The organism is Streptomyces sp. a15 (genome assembly GCF_059026085.1).
Genome location: NZ_JBWLKM010000094.1, coordinates 12,528 through 29,914 on the forward strand (window position 1 = coordinate 12,528; position 17,387 = coordinate 29,914).

12 protein-coding genes and 4 pseudogenes are annotated in these 17,387 nt (G+C 70.8%); 8 read left to right on the plus strand and 8 right to left on the minus strand.

The window, feature by feature from the left end; translation table 11 throughout:
• Positions 1 to 14: 14 nt before the first annotated feature.
• The 3 genes from AC5P09_RS44550 to AC5P09_RS44560 form a co-directional block, all read right to left on the minus strand.
• The gene (locus AC5P09_RS44550) at positions 15 to 1,124 is read right to left on the minus strand and encodes a CapA family protein (protein ID WP_493879395.1); all 1,110 of its coding nucleotides are present in this window, start codon (positions 1,122 to 1,124) and stop codon (positions 15 to 17) included.
• Between the two features lie 84 nt (positions 1,125 to 1,208).
• The gene (locus AC5P09_RS44555; RefSeq protein WP_493879396.1) at positions 1,209 to 2,270 is read right to left on the minus strand and encodes a hypothetical protein; all 1,062 of its coding nucleotides are present in this window, start codon (positions 2,268 to 2,270) and stop codon (positions 1,209 to 1,211) included.
• A gap of 779 nt (positions 2,271 to 3,049) precedes the next feature.
• A complete protein-coding gene (locus tag AC5P09_RS44560; protein ID WP_493879397.1) occupies positions 3,050 to 3,910 on the minus strand; it encodes a DUF1963 domain-containing protein in 861 nt (286 codons plus the stop codon).
• 692 nt (positions 3,911 to 4,602) lie between these two features.
• On the opposite strand from AC5P09_RS44560, the gene AC5P09_RS44565 reads away from it, so the two are divergent.
• From AC5P09_RS44565 to AC5P09_RS44575, 3 genes and pseudogenes are all read left to right on the plus strand, one after another.
• Positions 4,603 to 4,968 (plus strand): hypothetical protein, encoded by a 366-nt coding sequence (locus AC5P09_RS44565; protein ID WP_493879407.1) that lies wholly within the window; start codon positions 4,603 to 4,605, stop codon positions 4,966 to 4,968.
• The gene (locus AC5P09_RS44570; protein WP_493879398.1) at positions 4,965 to 6,500 is read left to right on the plus strand and encodes a fused MFS/spermidine synthase; all 1,536 of its coding nucleotides are present in this window, start codon (positions 4,965 to 4,967) and stop codon (positions 6,498 to 6,500) included. Before AC5P09_RS44565 ends, AC5P09_RS44570 begins: the two co-directional genes overlap by 4 nt.
• A gap of 209 nt (positions 6,501 to 6,709) precedes the next feature.
• A pseudogene (locus tag AC5P09_RS44575) lies at positions 6,710 to 6,947 on the plus strand (aldehyde dehydrogenase family protein); the annotation flags it as partial.
• A 57-nt stretch (positions 6,948 to 7,004) separates the two neighbouring features.
• On the opposite strand, the pseudogene AC5P09_RS44580 reads toward AC5P09_RS44575, so the two are convergent.
• The 3 genes and pseudogenes from AC5P09_RS44580 to AC5P09_RS44590 form a co-directional block, all read right to left on the minus strand.
• Positions 7,005 to 7,082 (minus strand): annotated as a pseudogene (locus AC5P09_RS44580) (hypothetical protein); the annotation flags it as partial.
• A gap of 42 nt (positions 7,083 to 7,124) precedes the next feature.
• Positions 7,125 to 8,744: an ABC transporter substrate-binding protein gene (locus tag AC5P09_RS44585; protein ID WP_493879399.1), complete on the minus strand. Its 1,620-nt coding sequence runs from the start codon at positions 8,742 to 8,744 to the stop codon at positions 7,125 to 7,127.
• Positions 8,745 to 8,749: 5 nt separating this feature from the next.
• The gene (locus AC5P09_RS44590; protein ID WP_493879400.1) at positions 8,750 to 10,906 is read right to left on the minus strand and encodes a hypothetical protein; all 2,157 of its coding nucleotides are present in this window, start codon (positions 10,904 to 10,906) and stop codon (positions 8,750 to 8,752) included.
• A gap of 414 nt (positions 10,907 to 11,320) precedes the next feature.
• Here AC5P09_RS44590 and AC5P09_RS44595 point away from each other — a divergent pair, with 414 nt between their 5' ends.
• The gene (locus tag AC5P09_RS44595; protein WP_493879401.1) at positions 11,321 to 11,770 is read left to right on the plus strand and encodes an FCD domain-containing protein; all 450 of its coding nucleotides are present in this window, start codon (positions 11,321 to 11,323) and stop codon (positions 11,768 to 11,770) included.
• On the opposite strand, the pseudogene AC5P09_RS44600 reads toward AC5P09_RS44595, so the two are convergent.
• Positions 11,657 to 11,950, minus strand: a pseudogene (locus tag AC5P09_RS44600) (hypothetical protein); the annotation flags it as partial. The gene AC5P09_RS44595 and the pseudogene AC5P09_RS44600 sit on opposite strands and share 114 nt — an antisense overlap.
• A gap of 576 nt (positions 11,951 to 12,526) precedes the next feature.
• On the minus strand, positions 12,527 to 13,408 hold the full coding sequence (locus tag AC5P09_RS44605; protein ID WP_493879402.1) for a LysR family transcriptional regulator: 882 nt from the start codon (positions 13,406 to 13,408) through the stop codon (positions 12,527 to 12,529).
• A 71-nt stretch (positions 13,409 to 13,479) separates the two neighbouring features.
• On the opposite strand from AC5P09_RS44605, the gene AC5P09_RS44610 reads away from it, so the two are divergent.
• The 4 genes and pseudogenes from AC5P09_RS44610 to AC5P09_RS44625 all read left to right on the plus strand — a co-directional run bounded on the left by AC5P09_RS44610 (position 13,480) and on the right by AC5P09_RS44625 (position 17,130).
• Positions 13,480 to 14,685, plus strand: a complete 1,206-nt coding sequence (locus tag AC5P09_RS44610) for a thiolase family protein (protein WP_493879403.1) — start codon at positions 13,480 to 13,482, stop codon at positions 14,683 to 14,685.
• Positions 14,682 to 15,377 (plus strand): 3-oxoacid CoA-transferase subunit A, encoded by a 696-nt coding sequence (locus AC5P09_RS44615; RefSeq protein ID WP_493879404.1) that lies wholly within the window; start codon positions 14,682 to 14,684, stop codon positions 15,375 to 15,377. The genes AC5P09_RS44610 and AC5P09_RS44615 overlap by 4 nt, the downstream gene beginning before the upstream one ends.
• A complete protein-coding gene (locus tag AC5P09_RS44620; RefSeq protein ID WP_493879405.1) occupies positions 15,374 to 16,066 on the plus strand; it encodes a 3-oxoacid CoA-transferase subunit B in 693 nt (230 codons plus the stop codon). Before AC5P09_RS44615 ends, AC5P09_RS44620 begins: the two co-directional genes overlap by 4 nt.
• Before the next feature lie 448 nt (positions 16,067 to 16,514).
• Positions 16,515 to 17,130: pseudogene (locus AC5P09_RS44625) on the plus strand (helix-turn-helix domain-containing protein).
• Positions 17,131 to 17,387 lie beyond the last annotated feature (257 nt).

The window sequence follows — 17,387 nt, forward strand, 5'->3', positions numbered from 1 at the left end:
CCGCAGCCCTCGGGTCATGGTCCGGTTTCCGCCGCCAGGGTGCCGTCGGTCTCCAGGGTGATGCGCACGCCACGGCTGATGCGGGCGAGGGTGGTGCGGAGCCAGGTGCGGTCCTCGGCGGGCGCGGACGCCAGCCGCATGCGGCTGGCGCGCAGGGGGACCATGCGCAGGCCGGCGAGCCGTCCCGTGCCCGCCGCCACCGTGGCGAGGTAGGCGATGCGGAGGTCGTCGCGGTACTCCTCGTAGCCGGAGATCCCTTCGTAGTCGTCGATGAAGTCGCCGCAGCCGTGCAGGATCAGCCGCTCCCGGTACACCTCGATGGAGCGGGGGTGGTGCGAGGAGTGTCCATGGACGATGTCGACGCCACCGTCCACCAGGGCGTGCGCGAAACGGACCTGGTCGCGGGGGACGAGGTAACCCCAGTTGGAACCCCAGTGCACGGACACCACCACGAGGTCGCCCGCACGCTTGGTCGCGGCCACCTGCCGGACCACCGCGTCGGCGGCGGAGGCCGACAGTTCGGGGACGTAGGCAACTCCGGAGCGGTCCGCGGTCGCCGCCCAGCCGGACGGGATGCCGCTGGAGCGCGCCCCGAGGGCGAAGACGAGAACGCGGCCACCCGAGGAGAGCGGGATCACCGCGGGCGCGTACGCCTCGTTGGCGTCCCGGCCCGCGCCCGCCGTCCGCAGACCCGCACGGTCCAGCGAGCCGAGCGTTTCGTCCAGGCCCGTGCGGCCGAAGTCCAGCACGTGGTTGTTGGCCAGGACGCAGACGTCCGGCCGGGCAACCATGAGGGCGGGCAGGTTGTCGGGGTGCATGCGGTAGTGGACCTCCTTGCCCGGCGCGAACGCGTCCGCGCAGGTGACGGCCGTCTCCAGATTCACGATCCGGACGTCCGGGTCGGTCTCCTCCAGCAGCCGCAGCGCCTCACCCCACGGCCAGGACGGATCGACCGGAGCCGGAATCGGGCCGCCGACCGCCTCCGCCATCCGGACGTAGGAACGGGCGTCCACGACGTAGCACTCCCGCAACACCGGATCACCGGGGTTCGGAAGAATCTGATCGACGCCGCGCCCGAGCATCACGTCCCCGCACAGGAACAGCGTCACCACGCCGTCGCCCACAACTCCACCCTAGGCGGCGCCTACCGCATCGGGCTGGGGAGCCGCCCTGAGACCTGAGGCGATCAGGTCCGGGACGGTTCCTTGTCAGCCGGAGACGCGTGCCTTCGCGGCGGAGATGACCTCCTGGCGCCGGCGATGGCGCTGTTCGTGCTCCAGTACCTGACGGGCCTGGTCGGTGGGAGCGTCCTGAAGGCTCGCGACGACATCGCCCGTGTTCATGGCGTCATAGCCGGTCCACGGCTCGGCCCCGCGCAGCTGTTCGATGGCGTCCAGGACTCTCCTGCGGCGCGCATGTGCGCGCTCGTAGCCCTCGATCACCGTCAGATCCAACTGGGACAGCGAGCGCAGCCGGCGCTGGATCTGCTCGGTGCTGAGCTGGCTGAACCCGGGAATCGGCAGGTCCTCCTCCCGCCTGACCGCCCCCAGGACCTCCTCGGCCATGGGGCCGGGCTCGGGCACACCGCGTACCGTCCCCGCGGAGTCACCACCTCTGGCGTATCGGACGCCGCTCCGAGCGACATGACGTGCCCGATCGACAGCGGTCCGCATGGTCCGGCCGGCCGCGTCGGCCACACCGCCCTGCTGATTCTCGGGTGGGCCGGAACCGTTGGCGGATGCCACGACGGCGCGTGCCTGTTCGGCGAGACTGTTCTCCAGCGCCTGCAGCAGTTCCTCGTCCTGGCGGCGCAGTGAGCCGAGCAACTCGGCGGTCCCCTCGTCGTCCACCTGTTCGGCGAGGACCTCTCCGGCCCGGCAGGCGGCCAGTGCCCGCGCCGCAGCCGCGTACTCGTCCTCCGCGTTCCTCAGCAGCTGCCGCGCATCGGCCGGGCCGCCGCCGGGCAGCACGCGCCGCACGATCCCCGTCCCGATTGTCAGCGGCAGCATGACCGTGCGCATCGCACCATGCGAGACGAACCGCGTCACGTCGGCTGCGTTGCCGAGAATCCCCCGGGGCCGCAGATCGTGTACCCGATGCTGGATGCGCTGGAGACCGACCTGCACCTGCGCCGCCTGGCCTTCGAGCATCTGCCGGTACGGACCCGGCGGCGTGACTGCCGCATCCGCCCGGAGCCGGTCGAGGACCGCGGTGTGAGCCTGGCGTGCGTCCTCCAGTACCGGTTCCAGTTCCTCCGCCACAACTGCCATGCGGGCTCCTGAGTGAACGATGGGGCGGCGGTCCGCCGCGCAGGGGAAGTGGCCGCCCTCAGCAGCCTCCGTGGCCGGGCAACCGGGACCCATCCTGCAAGACCCACGCCAAGATCGCCCGGCGAGACCTGCCAGGTGGGTCTGCCGCCGGCGATCCGAGGGCGAGCGACCGGCCCGGCCGTCCCGGTCCACATCGCATCGCGTCGGGGTTGCAGGGCCTTGCTCGCGTCCGCCGGCACCGCAGGACCAAGCAGCAGCGGCATCCGGCCCCCCTCGTCATGCCGGGCCGATGGAACGCGACGGCGAATGCCCCCCCAGGACGCGGTGCGGAGCTGGTCACGACTCGCTCACGGCAGCTGCACGGTGGTGTGTCCGCCCATGCACCAAAGCGTCCTCGGCGGCGGCCGCCCTGATGTCGGCCGGGCCGGCCACTGCGGGCACGCCCGGCTACTCGGCAGCCCGCCGCGGGAGCGGCCGCTTGGGTGGCCGTCCGGTTCGCCGGCCGGAGCCCTTCTTTTCGGGCCCCGGCCGCGTGCTGGTGGGCACGCACGATCGTGGAGTCCACCGGCCCGAAGCGGTACGGCAACTGACGGGGCGTTTACAACCGGCTGAGGATGTGGACGATCGACGGCACCTGGGAACGGGTATCCGGCGTGCTGATGGCCCAGGCCGATGTCGACGAGGACCTGGCCTGTGCTGAATCCGCGCTCACTTCGCCTCAGTCGACGACACACCCGGACCTACGACCGACTGCCCCAAAGAAACTGCCCAGGCACAAATCAGGGGTTCCAGTAGACCGAGGTGAACGCACGGTCGAAGCGCCGCGTGGCCAGGTCCTCGCGTTGGATCACCCAGTGGACGGTGGCGCTCTCCCAGCCTTGCACGTCCATGCCGGCATGCCAGTCGGCCAGGAGCACCCAGTCCGAGACGTCGTCCGAAACCGGTCCGTCCCACCGGCCCGTTTCCGCCGCTCTCGCGGCCGTGGACACGGCAACGGCGACCGGGTCGCAGTAGATGGCCTCCTCATCGGCGTATCCCCCGATCTGCAGCGGCCCCTCGGGTGCGATGTCGTCATGGGTGCTCTCCCAGACCTCGACGAGTTCCTCGGAGCGGGGATGCCCGGGAAGCGGCCCGCTCCCCGCTCTCTCGGGGAGTTCGACCGCCTCGTGGCAGGGCAGCGACACATTGGTCGTCGCCCGCAGCGGACCCTGCGGGAACGCCTTGAACATCGCCTCGTAATCCTGGAATCCGGAGGAGTTCCAAGCGTGCCTGTCCCGTTCCGTCACGGCAGTGCCGACCGGGACGTACACCACACTGCCCATGGGTTCGCCATAGTCGGCGGTCTCGGGGAAGGCGAAGAGCAGCAGGTGGCCGTCGGGGGGCAGGGGCAGGTCCGTCGCATCGGCGGGCAGGGCCGCGAGGTCGATGGAGGCGACGAAGGGGTGGGCGGGGTCCGGGGTATCGGCCGGAAGCAGGAGCGGACCGCCGAATTGGCCCACGACCGGCCCGTCCCCGTCCTGCGTCAGCGTCGCGCAGGGACGGGCGGTGGCCAACCACCGCTCTACGTCCTCGGCTGGTATGCCCCGCGCGATCGCCTCGTCACGGAAGGGACCTAACCGGTTCCACATCTCAGGAGTCATGGGCAAACCGTAGAGGCAGGGACTGACACAGCGGCGTCGAAGCCGTCGGCGGACCACGGAGGAGCTGTCCGGTCCCTTGCCGGTGAAACCGGCACGGCAACGGGACCGCCACCCACAGCTGCCGAACGGCAGGGCCTAGTTCGGTGGTCGTTCGCCACACCACTCACTACGACAAGACCGCCGGCCCCCAGGTCACTACGACAAGACCGCCGGCCCCCAGGCAGCCGCCCCCCTCGCATCGCTCCTGTTACCAGGCGTGACACCGGCTCGGCTACGGGGTGTGGACGGCATGGGCGGTGTCGAAGTGGCGGCCCGAATCGCGGAAGTAGCCGTGGAAGAGGCGTGTGCTCTTCATCCGCCGACCGGCCCGGGCCGGGAAATCGGCCCCGTATCACCATGGCGACCTCCGACGGGCGCTGACCGACGCCGCTCTGGACCTGATCGGCGAGCGGGGCGAAGGGCTTCACTCTGACAGAAGTCGCGCGGCGTGCCGTGGTGAGCACGGCCGCGCCCTACCGCCACTTCGCCGACAAGTCCGACCTGGTGGCGACGGTGGCCGAGCTCGGCTTCCAGCGTCTGCGGGACGCCCTCCTGGCCGCGCCGGGCGGCCGAGACGGCGCCGCGACCACGTCGTCGAGTTTGGGCGTGCCCACCTGCGCTGGGCGCTCGACCACCTCGACTTCTACCGCGTCATGTTCGGCGCGAAGGTCGAGCGGGCCGGCCATCCTGGCCTCGGCCGCGCTGCCGAGGCCGCTTTCCCCGTCCTGCTCGAGGCGGTCGACGCCGCCCGGTCCGACGGGGCGCTGCGGACCAAGAACGCTCGCGCACTCGCCGGCTCGCTCTGGGCGGTCGTGCACGGAGCCGCATCCCTCGACATCGGCGGCGTTGCACGCCCACGTCGACGTCACCTCCGAGGACCTCGTGGTGGAGACGATCACCGCACTCACCGCTCGCTGACGAAACGTCGCTCGTGCGACAGGGGCAGGGTCGTGCCCGGCTGGTGTACTGCTCGAGCCATTCGGCCGAACCCGGCTTGCATGCAAGGATGTTGCCCGTGACCAGATCGTCTTCGTCGCCCGCCGCCGACGGCACGCCTCACCACCACGGCCTGGGTCCCCGGGCCGCTGCCGTGCTTGTGTTCGGGTCCTCGGCCGCAGTCCTGGTGGTCGAGATCGTCGCTCTGCGGCTGCTGGCTCCCTACCTCGGCCTCACCCTCGAGACCAGCACCATGGTGATCGGCATCGCCCTCACCGCGATCGCAGTCGGCTCCTGGCTGGGTGGGCGCCTCGCCGACCAGGTCAATCCACGCAGGCTCATAGGCCCCTCGCTCGGCGTGTCAGGAGCGGTCGTGGCGCTCACCCCTGCTGTGCTGCGCACCACCGGGGAGTGGGCACCACCGATTCTCTTGTTCATCGCGTCGCTGACCATCCTCGTGCCGGGCGCGCTGCTCTCCGCGGTGACGCCGATCGTGACCAAGCTGCGTCTGACCAGCCTCGCCGAGACCGGAACGGTTGTCGGCCGACTGTCCGGCGTCGGCACGGTCGGCGCCATCGTCGGTACCGTCCTCACCGGCTTCGTCCTCGTATCGCGGTTGCCGGTCAGCGGCATCCTGATCGGCCTCGGAACACTGCTGGTGGTCGGCGCGGCGCTGGTTGAGTGGCGAACGCGCGGATGGAGCGGCACCCCTGCCCTGACACTCGTGGTCGTGGCCGGCAGCCTCGCCACCACCGTCGCGCCCGGCGGCTGCGACGCGGAGACCAGGTACCACTGCGCACGGGTCGTCGCAGACCCAGACCGGGACAGCGGCCGGACACTCGTGCTGGACGGCGTGCGGCACTCCTACGTCGACATCGACGACCCGACCTTCCTGAGGTTCGAGTACGTGCGCGCCATCGCGTCGGTGGTCGATGCCGCCTTTCCCGAAGGCGAGCCACTTGCCGCCCATCACCTGGGCGGCGGCGGGCTCACCTTTCCCCGCTACCTCGCCGCCACGCGGCCCGGGACGCGCAGCCTGGTATCCGAGATCGACAGCGGGGTCGTGCGCATCGACCGCGACCAACTCGGTCTGAGATCACAAGCCGGTATCGACGTACGCGCCGAGGACGGCAGGCTCGGCCTGCGGCGACTGGACGCCGGCAGCCGTGACCTCGTCGTCGGTGACGCCTTCGGGGGCGTCAGCGTGCCGTGGCACCTCACTACGGTGGAGGCGCTGACAGACGTACGGCGGGTGCTCAACGAGGGCGGCCTGTACGTTGCCAACCTCATCGATCACGGTGGTCTCGCCTTCGCACGTGCCGAAGTAGCCACCCTCAGCGAGACCTTCGAGCACGTCGCCCTCGTCGGCGCTCCCGCAGACATCGGCCTCGACCCGACCGCCAGCTCCGAGGGCGGCAATCTGGTGGTCGTCGCCTCCGACCGACCAGTCGACCTACGCGCGACCCAGGAGGCGCTGGACGCCCGGCAGATCGGCTGGAAGATCACTGGCGGCGACGACCTCACCTCCTGGATCGGCGATGCCCAACCGCTCACCGACGACTACGCACCCGTCGACCAGCTCCTCCAGCCCTACCGTCCACGGAGCAGCCAGTGACAGGACACAAGCCGGGTGTGAGACAGGGCCTGGAGGTCAGCGCGGTCGCAGGACCTCGCGTGCGCTGAGGGCCACGTGGAGTTCGGTGCGCTGTGTTCACCGGACTCCAGGTCGCGGCCGAGCAGTTGCTCGATGGTCTGCGGGCGTGGGTAGAGGGCCTGTCGGGACACCTCGCTGCGCCGTGCGGCGGCCGCTTTGCTGCCGGCGGCGTGGACCCGGGCAGCCGCCTGATGGACACGGAGATCTTCGGACCGGTGGCGGCGATCCTCACCTTCGGCGACGAGGAGGAGGTCGTACGCCGGGCCAACGACAACCAGTGGGGACTCGTCGGCTATCTGTACACCGAGAGCCTCGACCGGTCCCTGCGGGTCAGCGAGCGGCTGGAGGTCGGCATGGTCGGCCTGCCTCTTTTCCAATCCGGCGGCCCCGTTCGGCGGCGTCAAGCAGTGTGAAGGCGACGTCGTCCGGCACCTCGGCGAGCTGCCTGATGAAGGCCGGTTTGACTGACCCCTCCGGCAGCACCTTGGGCTGGTCGTCGTCGCGGCGGCGGGCCAGGAGCCGGCTGGTGATGATGTACGGCATCGCGTAGGGAACGACGGTGGAGATCTCCAGGACCCGGGCCGGTCAGGGCGTGCTGCTGGGAATCACACAGTTCTTCGGCTGTTCCCGGCCGGTGGGCCAGCCCAGGCCGACGAACCTCAGCTCGCCGGCGCCCGCCAGGCCCGGGTCCAGGTCGACGACCGCGACCGGCTTGTCGTATGCGTTTCCGCCGCTGGTCAGGCAGATCAGGCCGCTCGTGCCCTGCACGCGGTGCCGGGACTGGAGCAGCGACCACTGTCCCCCGACGTCCTCAAGGCCGGGCACCGCCTCGGGACCGCCGCTCTGCGTCTGGTGCAGTGCCTTGCCGATGGTGACGAGGCCGTCGTACACGAGCATCGTCCGGGAGTCCTCCAGGTCCGGGGCGGTGCCGAGGCTCGTTCCCTCGCTGCGCGTGGTCTCGATCCGTTTCTTCAGGGTGTCCAGGGCGGTCTTGGGCTCGGTGAGGTACTGGGGGAGTTCCTCGGCGGTGGGCTTGCGGTCGTGGTCCGCGTCCCACTGCTTGTTCCAGCGGGCCAGTTCGGTGTTCCAGGCGTCCGGGTGCGCGGGGGCGGCGTACTGCACCGTCACCTTCGCCGTGCCGTCCTCGCCGCGCAGCTGCGCCCAGTCCTTCTCCGTCATGTCCTGCCGCAGCGAGGCGGCGTCGGAACCGCTGACGATGGTGTAGTGCCGGTCCTTGCAGCCCACCTGGGCGAGCTTGAGCGCGAAGATCCGCAGGTGCAGGGTGCGTCCCGCGAAGTAGACGATGTCGGCCCGGGAGTCGCAGATGTTGTTGGCCAGCTGGGTGAACTGGTTGCCGGTGGAGCCGGCCTCGTCGATCGCGGGGGACTCGAAGGGCATCGGGGCGGGACCGGCCGGGCCCTTCTCCTCGATCCCGCTGAACGCTTTCGCCAGCGACTCGTTGTAGCTGTCGGGGCGCTTGTCGTAGACCAGCACCGTCTTGAGGTTCTCCCGGCCCCGTTCGCCGTTGAAGTTGGCCAGGGCCTGGGCCGCGTCGTGGTTGGTGGGGATGATCCGGGCCAGGCCGGGGAACCGCTGTTGTGCCATCCCGTCCGCTGTGTCCTCGTTGGCGATCCGGTCCCCGCTGATCCGGGAGGCGAGCACCGGGATCTTGTGCTCCGTCAGTCGCTTGACGGCTGCTTCTGTCGTGTCGAGGCTGAGGTTGAACCCTGTGACGGCGCGCAGCCGGTCGTCCGGCGAGTCGGCCATCCGCAGCAGGGTGTCCACGACCTTGTCCTGTTGCTCGTAGTTCCGCCCGGGGTTGGCCAGCACCAGACGGATCTTCGGCGGTTCTCCCTCGCCCTCGTTGGCCTGTCGCTGCCCCAGGTACGCACCCTGGAGGTCGCTGCGCATCTGCCGGCGCAGCGCCGCCTTGTCCGACTGGAGCGGCAGCATCATCGCCACCGTGACGTGGGGCTGGTCGTCGATCCGCTCGTTCTCGCGTGCGATGGCCCGGGCCACGTCGGCGATCTCGGGGGTTCCGAAGTCGTAGCCCTCACCGTTGAGGCCGATGCACTCGCCGCCGGTCCGCTCGACGCCGTCGGCGCAGGTGTCCTCCTGCTGGGAGATTCTGCAACCGGTGAAGACGGCCGCCCCGATCAGTCCCAGACCCAGCAGCGTGATGAGGAACTTCTTCCATCTGGGCATCCCCGTTACCTCCGTCGCCCGAGCCGTCGGGTACAGGTGCAGTGCAGCAACGGCTGCTCGTTCGCCGCCAGGGCTTTCCACTCCGTGGCGGTCCTGTCGAGTTGTCCGGCGCCGTCGAAGTCCATGGCCACGAGACGCTCCAGCAACGTGGACAGGGTCTCGGCCGTCTTGCCGGTCGATCTGGTCCGCTCCTCGCACAGCCACACCGCGTGCAGCAGCTGGTCGACGGTGCGGCGCAGCGCGGGTCCGTCCACGGGCACCAGCCCCTGGGCGCGTGCCCGCCGGGTGTCCGCTCCGCCCGGATACGGTGCCTGGGCGATCTCCAGCAGCTCCGCGGACCACTCCTGGGGGCGGCCGAGCAGCGTGGCGGTCAGATGGCGGACCACGTCGTCCACGCCGCCGGAGACCAGGTGGTGGTTCATCCGGTGCGCCGTGACCGAGCGGAACGCCGCGCCGTGCGGCGCCTCCTCGTCGGCCGCGCGGCTCGTGTAGTGGTCCCGCAGCAGGTGGTGGTCGGCGTACCAGGCGGCGCCGTCGGGGCGCAGGCCGTACAGCCGGTGCACCAGCAGCTGGCGCAGCCCGAAGTCCCCGATGAAGTGCCGTTCGCAGCCGGGCCACCCGGTGTCGGTGAGCAGTTGGGAGACCTGATGTGCCGTCAAATGGTGAGTGCGGCCCGCCTGATGGTGGCGGAGCAGGACGCCGGCGCACTCCTCGTCGTGCGCCACCGACAGATGGGTGAGCAGATCGAGCCACTGGTCGTGGTGCACATCCGGCAGCCGCACCGGCAACTGATCCAGGACCAGATCCTGAAGCAGTACGTCCGCCACCGGCCGCTCGGGGTCGCCGCCGGGCAGACGCAGCGGGGCGTCCAGGAGGTCCCGGTCGTTGGCGTCCGCCGGCATGCGGAAGGCGGCGGCAGCGGCGGCCAGCCGGATCACCATGTGCGGCCGTCCGCCGCTCAGCCGGGCCACGGCGGCATCGATACGGCGGCGGTTCGCGCCGCCCTCCGGCTCCCCGCGCTGCTGTCTTCGCTGGGTCTCCTCGCGGAGCTGGTCGCCGGTGAGAAGGGGCATGCGCAGCAGCAGCACCCCGTCGGCCGGCGGTGCCCCGTCCGCTCCTGAGCCCGTGCGCCGGGACCAGGCGGGAGGGCCGCCGTCGGCGGGTCGGAACTCCGCCGGGGGAGCCTGGGCCGGCAGCCCACCGTGCAGGAAGGCGCCGCCGTCCGCCCGGCGCGCCGTGCCCACGATCACCACACGGTCGCGCTGTCCGCCCCTGCGGTCGTCGAGTACGGCGCTCAGCAGCCGCTCGCCCAGGGGCGACTCGGCGTGGTCCAGCAGCAGCCCCGGGCGGCCGACCCGGAACAGCCAGCCCGCCGTCCCGGCGTATGCCGCTTCGAGGTCCTCGCGCAGCGCCCGGAAGAGGAAGCTCTCCGCCAGCTCCCGGCCCTCGTCGCCGGCCAGGAAGTCGGCGGCGAGATTGCGCAGCCCGTGCCTGGGCTGATCGGCCGCGCCGGGATACGCGCCGTACAGCCGCTCCAGTTCCGCCTTGCCCCGGGGGGCCAGGCGCGCGAAGAGGGCGTCCAGGAGTGCGTTGCTCACGGCCGCCGAGTACGGGTCGAGCGTCTGCCCGAACAGGGTCGACAGCAGGTTGCGGACGGCTCCATGGAGCACGCCCCGCCAGAAGTCACCCGCCCCCAGGCCGCGGAGGCGCGGTTTCTGGGACAGATGCTCGTACCGTTCGACCTCCGTGGCGACCGCCTCGGGGGCGCCCTCACCGGCCCCCGTGGCGATCATCGCGAGGCCCGTGAAGAAGCGCGGGAAGGCGAACGAGCCGCCCGTCCCCTGCCAGGTGTACAGCCGCTGGGCGACCTCGAACAGGGCCTCGGTCGCATCCGAGCGGGCGTCCGGCTCCGGCCCGGCCCGGTCCGCGTACACCGGGGAGGCGCAGTCCAGATGGATCACCGGCACCTTGGCGGCGAAACCGTCCCGCACCGCACGCAGCAGCCGTCCCTTGCCCATGCCCGGGCCGCCGGTGAGCAGCACCACGGGAAGGTCGGGACCGTACAGCGGCTTCCGGTCGCCACCCGACGGCGACCGTGCGAACAGGTGCGCGAAGAAGCCGTCCTCGTCGAGGAGTTTCTCGAACCCCAGGTCTTCACCCACGGACCCCCCATGGAAGAACTTTCCCGCCCGTGAGCGGATGACTGGTGACCAATGCGCCAGAAAACAATCAGTGGAACACGAGTCCTCCTACCGGACAACGGTGCTGACGTGGAAAGGGAGTTGAGGAGTGGTGAATGCCGGGCCGCAGTCGTCCGTGGGTATGTCGCGGTGACAGGCGGGGATTTGACGTCTCGGCCCCGCCGCTGCGATCGCCTGTCATGGACTTCACCTCCCTGGCCTTTGACTGCCCCTTGATCGTGGCGGAGTGCCAGGTCAACGGGCTGTCACCATCAGGCTCGGCTCGCGGCTCGGCAGCGGAGGCGGGCTGTATGAGCTGGGCTGAAGCACAGGTGTCCTCTTCGCCGACCGGCTGCCGGCCACACGGTGAATCTGCGCCATGGCACTGCTCATGACGTGCTGGCCCAGCTCCTGACCTGCACCGCAGCTTCGCCGTCGCGCACGTTCAGCCCGGAGCGGCACGGCTGCTACTGCGAGGAACACGAACGGATCGTCGCCGTCGTCCGTGAACGCTCCCCTGAGGCCGCCCGTGATGCCATGCGCGAGCATCTCCAGCGTGCCCCGGCGCCGAGACGGACGACGATCCGCTCACTCGTCGGCGCGCTGGTCGAAGAGCAGGCCTACGAAGTCGGTGACGGGTCCGACGATGTCGAGGTCCTGGTCGAGTACTCACTGCAGTTGGAGCCCGTTGAGCACGGCATGGAAGAGGACCGCCGCGCTCTCGGGACTGATGCCTTCGCGCAGCCTGCTGCGCTCTGCCTTGTCGTGGAAACCCTCGGCGAACTGGGTGCGCCCGCGTTCATAGCGTTCGACGAAGTAGATGTGGGCCGGATGATCCGGCCGTGAGGCCGCGGCGGCGAGCTCGATCCACAGGCGCATCAGCTCTGGTGCCTTCTGGTGGTGGCGAAGGAGCTCGCCGAGGTAGGGGGTGAGCCGCCCTCTCGCCACCCTCCATCTCCCCTTCGCCTGCGCAGCGGCACCCACGGGACCTGGGTCCCCGAGCACCTCGTCCAGGCCGGCTGACATCCAGGAGGCGCCACCACGAGCTGGTTGAACGAACCCACATCCTGGACCTGCTGGACCTGCTGGACCTGCTGGACCTGCTGAAGAACGCCGACTTCCTGACCGGCTTCACCGAGGAGTTCTCCTCGGTGGCTGCGTGCGAGCGGATCGACCGTGGCGTCCGCCAGCGCCGACTGCTGCCGGCCCTCTCGCGCTGCGGCACGTGCGTCGGTACTTCATGACCGTCGACAGCCTCCGCGCCGCCGTGACGAGACTGGTTGACGCCAGCCTCGCCGCCCGGGACACCGCGCGGTGCGGACGGGGCACCGCGTGCGCGTCGGACTCGAAGAAGTTCGGGTCCTGGTCCTTGAACTTTATGATCGGCGAGCACCTCGCGCCCCTGGAGGGCGACCTGCTTGCAGCCTGGCTGACGAGACTTGTCCAGGGGCGGCGAGCGCGCGGTCAGAACCAGTGCAGGCAAGTACAGCCTGGAGCCCGAGCCCGAGCCCGAGCCCGAGCCCGAGCCCGAGCCCGAGCCCGAGACCGCGTCGGCGGTCGCCGACCCGTCGTGGACGCGGACAGCGGACAAGCGGCGTGTGATCAGAACATTGCCTGGATGATCCCCACGGTGCGCTCCAGGTGTGGCTCGGAGCGGTCGGGGCGGTGGGCAACGGCCAGCTCCACGCGTGCGTCGGCCCCGGCCAGCGGTAGGTAGACGACGCCGTCGAGCGCCAACGCGGTCACGGGCTCGGGCACGACTGCGACGCCGAGGCCGCCGGCCACGAGCGTGACCAGCGTCGAGGTCTCGCCGACCTCGTGGCGGATGTGCGGCTCGACGCCGGCGTCGAGCAGAAGGCCCAGCACGACGTCGTACATCACCGACCGGCGGTCGGCGGAGTGCACGATCAGGTCGGCACCGGCGAGGTCCGCGATACGTAGCCGTTTCCGGCGGGCCAGGGGGTGGTCGACCGGTACGGCGACGACGAGCCGGTCCCGGCGCAGGGTGTGCACGGTGAGGGAGAGGTCGGCGGCCGGAGGGCGCAGCAGCGCGATGTCGATCGCGCCGGTGCGCAGCGCCTCGACCTGGTCGGGCGCGAGCATCTCGCCGCGGAAGGAGAAGTCGACGCCGGGAAGCTCCTCCGTGAGCCGCCGCGAGAGCGCGGGCAGGAGGCTGTACGTCGCCGAGCCCACGCACCCGATGGCGAGGTGGCCCACCGAGCCGGCGGCGACGAGCCGTGCGTGCTGGGCGGCCTCGTCGACGTCGGCGAGGATCGCGCGCGCCCGCTCGAGGTAGGCCCGGCCGGCCTCGGTGAGGTCGACTCGGCGTGTGGTGCGGTGGAGCAGTTCGACGCCGAGTTCGGCCTCGAGCTGGCGGATCTGCGTGGAGAGCGGCGGCTGGGCCATGTTGAGCCGCTCGGCGGCGCGACCGAAGTGGCGCTCCTCGGCCACCGCCACGAAGTACCGCAGGTGACGCAGATCCATATGTCGTCCGTATCAATTGGCTCGGATATGCGTACTTCAGAATATCGTGGCCCGGGACTAGCGTCGCTGCCATGAGTGCTTTCATCTACGCCGCGACGCGGACCCCGTTCGGCCGCTTCAACGGCGCACTGGCCGGCGTCCGCCCCGACGACCTCGCCGCCGCCGCGATCACCTCGACGCTCGCCAAGGTGCCGGGCCTCGACCACGCCGCGGTCGACGACGTGGTGTGGGGCAACGCCAACGGCGCCGGCGAGGAGAACCGCTACGTCGGCCGCATGGCGGCGCTGCTCGCCGGGCTTCCCGTGAGCGTGCCCGGCACCACGGTCAACCGGCTGTGCGGCTCGAGCCTCGACGCGGCGATGACGGCCAGTCGCACGATCGAGTCCGGCGACGCCGAGGTGGTGCTGACCGGCGGCGTGGAGTCGATGACGCGTGCGCCGTGGGTGCTGCCCAAGTCGGCGAAGCCGTTCCCGGCCGGCGATGTCACCGCGGTCTCGACCACGCTCGGCTGGCGGCTGGTCAACCCGCGGATGCCGAAAGACTGGACGGTCAGCCTCGGCGAGGCCAACGAGCAGCTCCAGGAGCGCTTCGGGATCTCCCGCGAGCGGCAGGACGAGTTCGCCGCCCGGTCCCACCAACTCGCCCACGCAGCGTGGGAGTCGGGCTTCTACGACGACATGGTGGTGCCGGTCGAAGGCGTCGACCTGACCCGGGACGAGGGCATCCGAGCCGGATCCACGCCGGAGGTCCTGGCCGGGCTCAAGCCGGTCTTCCGTACGGCGGAGCAGGGCGGCACCATCACGGCGGGCAACGCCAGCCCGCTCAACGACGGTGCCTCCGCGGTGCTGTTGGGCAGCGAGAAGGCTGCCGCCGTGATCGGGGCCGACCCGATCGCCCGTATCGCCGGCCGCGGTGTGATGGCGCTGGAGCCGCAGGCCTTCGGCTACGCCCCGGTCGAGGCCGCGAACCGTGCGCTGGCCCGAGCCGGGATCGGCTGGGGCCAGGTGGGCGCGGTCGAGCTCAACGAGGCCTTCGCCGTGCAGTCGCTCGCCTGCCTCGACGCGTGGAAGGTCGATCCCGCCATCGTCAACCAGAAGGGCGGCGCCATCGCGATCGGGCATCCGCTGGGCGCCTCGGGCGGTCGCGTCCTCGCCACGCTGGCCAAGGTGCTGCGCGAGACGAAGCAGCGTTACGGCGTCGCCGCGATCTGCATCGGGGTCGGTCAGGGGCTGGCCGTCGTACTCGAGAACTGCGACGTCACGGAGTCGGCCCAGTGAGCCGGGCGGAGGTCGTCGAGAGCGCGGACGCGGCGGTCGCCGGTATCGAGGACGGGTCCACGATCCTCGTCGGCGGCTTCGGCCTGGCCGGCATGCCGTTCGATCTGATCGACGCGCTCATCCGGCAGGGTGCGAAGGACCTCACGATCGTGTCCAACAACGCCGGCAACGGTGAGGTCGGGCTGGCCGCGCTGCTGGCCGCCGGCCGGGTGCGCAAGGTGCTCTGCTCCTTTCCGCGCCAGGCCGACTCCTGGGTCTTCGACGGCCTCTATCGCGAGGGGAAGATCGAGCTGGAGGTGGTGCCGCAGGGCAACCTCGCCGAGCGGATGCGCGCGGCCGGTGCCGGCATCGGCGCGTTCTACTGCCCGACCGCGGTCGGCACGCCGCTGGCCGAAGGCAAGGAGGAGCGTGAGATCGACGGCCGCAAGTACCTGCTGGAGTACCCCATCAAGGGCGACTACGCGCTGATCGGCGCGCACATCGCGGACGCGATGGGCAACCTCGTCTACCGGAAGACTGCCCGCAACTTCGGACCGGTCATGGCCACGGCCGCGACGACGACCATCGTCCAGGTCGACCAGGTCGTCGAGCCCGGGAAACTCGACCCCGAGGCCGTCGTCACCCCGTCCATCTACGTCGACCGGGTCGTTCAGGTGGCGGCCCGTCACTACACCGTGCAGGGGGCCCGATGACCACCACGTCAACCACCACGTCGAGCGGCCAGGCGTACGCCGGGGCGCCGAGGAGCGCCGAACACCGGCTCTCGATGGACGAACTGGCCGCCGTCATCGCACGAGACATCCCGGCCGGCGCCTTCGTCAACCTCGGTATCGGGCAGCCCACCAAGATCGCCGACCATCTGCCGGCCGGCTCCGGGGTGGTGCTGCACACCGAGAACGGCATGCTCAACATGGGCCCCAAGGCCGAGGGCGACGCGGTCGACCCCGACCTGACCAACGCCGGCAAGGTCCCGGTGACCGAGCTGCCGGGAGCGGCGTACTTCCACCACGCCGACTCCTTCGCCATGATGCGCGGCGGGCACCTCGATGTCTGCGTCCTCGGGGCCTACCAGGTCGCCTTCGACGGCGACCTCGCCAACTGGACCACCGGCAAGCCCGACGACATCCCTGCCGTCGGCGGTGCCATGGACCTCGCGATCGGCGCCAAGGACGTCTACGTGATGATGACGCTCTTCACCCGCACCGGTGAGCCGAAGCTCGTGCCGCAGTGCACCTACCCGCTCACCGGCGTCGGCTGCGTCAGCCGCGTCTACACGGACCACGGCGTCTTCGACGTCGGTCCCGACGGGGTACGGATCCGGGAGACGTACGGCGTCGGTGCCCATGAGCTGGCGGAGCGACTCGGCATCACGCTGTCCTAGGCCGGCCGGCCGAGGTTCACCGTTCGTAGGCGCAGACAAGGGCGTGCTGCGCCCGTGTCCGCGGCACGGGTGCCGACTCGGCGCGACGGACACGGCCGCTGACCGGTGTGCCGCCCGAGGACGGGATCTTGGCCGTGACGTTCGTGGTCGCCGTTGGACGGCCGTCGTGCCTGGCTGGGCCGCGGTGTCGACGGGCGCGGCCTCGGAGGGAACCGGGCTCGACACCTGCTCGTCGCTGCGGCCGCGGAGGCCGAGTGCCGCGAGGGCGGCGCCGACGAGGGCGAGGATGCCGGTGAGGAGGACGGCGGTATGGACGCCGTTCATGAGGGCGGTTTGGCTGCCCTCGGTCACGGCGCCCTGAGATGTGCGGGCATCGTAACGACCGACCTGTGTCAACCAAACGACCGCGCGGTGTATTGAAGTGGTTGGTGGTGAGGATGGAGATCAGATGGTCGAGACAGCCGCAGTCCTGCGGACGGTCGCGCACAAGTCCGGGCGGCCCGTACCCGTGCGGGCCTGTCCCTGGAGGAACTCAGCCGGCGCTCCCAGGTCAGCAAGGGAGCCCTGGTGGCACTGGAGAAAGCCCAGGGCAACCCCAACCTGGCCACCCTGGTCCGGCTGGCCGACACCCTCGGCATCTCGGTGTCCGACCTGATGCAGGGACCGCCCGAAGGCGGGGTCCGCGTCGTGGCCGCCGACACCGGGGCACCACTGTGGACCGGGGAGCGGGGCAGCGAGGCCCGGCTCATGCTGACGACCTCAGTCCCGGCGCCTGTCGAGGTCTGGCGCTGGCAACTGGAACCGGACGAGGAATACCCCAGCCACCCCACCGGCCGGCGTCGTGGAAACCGCCAGCGTCACCTCCGGCCGGCGCCGTGGAAACCGCCAGCGTCACCTCCGGCCGGAGGACCCTGATCGTCGACGGCACCGAACACACCGTGGAGGCCGGACAGACCGCCACGTTCGACGGCGACACCCCTCACACCTACCGCGGCTCCGGCACCGAAACCTGCAGCCTGATCATGACGGTCCACCTGCCGCCCGGCCCCGCTTCCACGACCTGAGCCGCGAGGCGCGAGCGGAAGCTCCGGCGGTGCCGTCGGCTCGGTGGCAGGAGACTGCTGTGGCTGCGGGAGGCCGCCCGGCAGTGGCTAGGGGCAGCGGTGTGGGCCGGTGAGCGGCCAGAGCTGTCCGCCACGACACCGACATGGCCGGCTGTCACGGACTTCACGCGCCTTCTGGTGCGGTGGTCGCGACGGGTGCGGTGAGGTCCTTCTCCTCGGGGAGTTCCTCGACGTCGACGCCGCGGACCTGGGCCAGC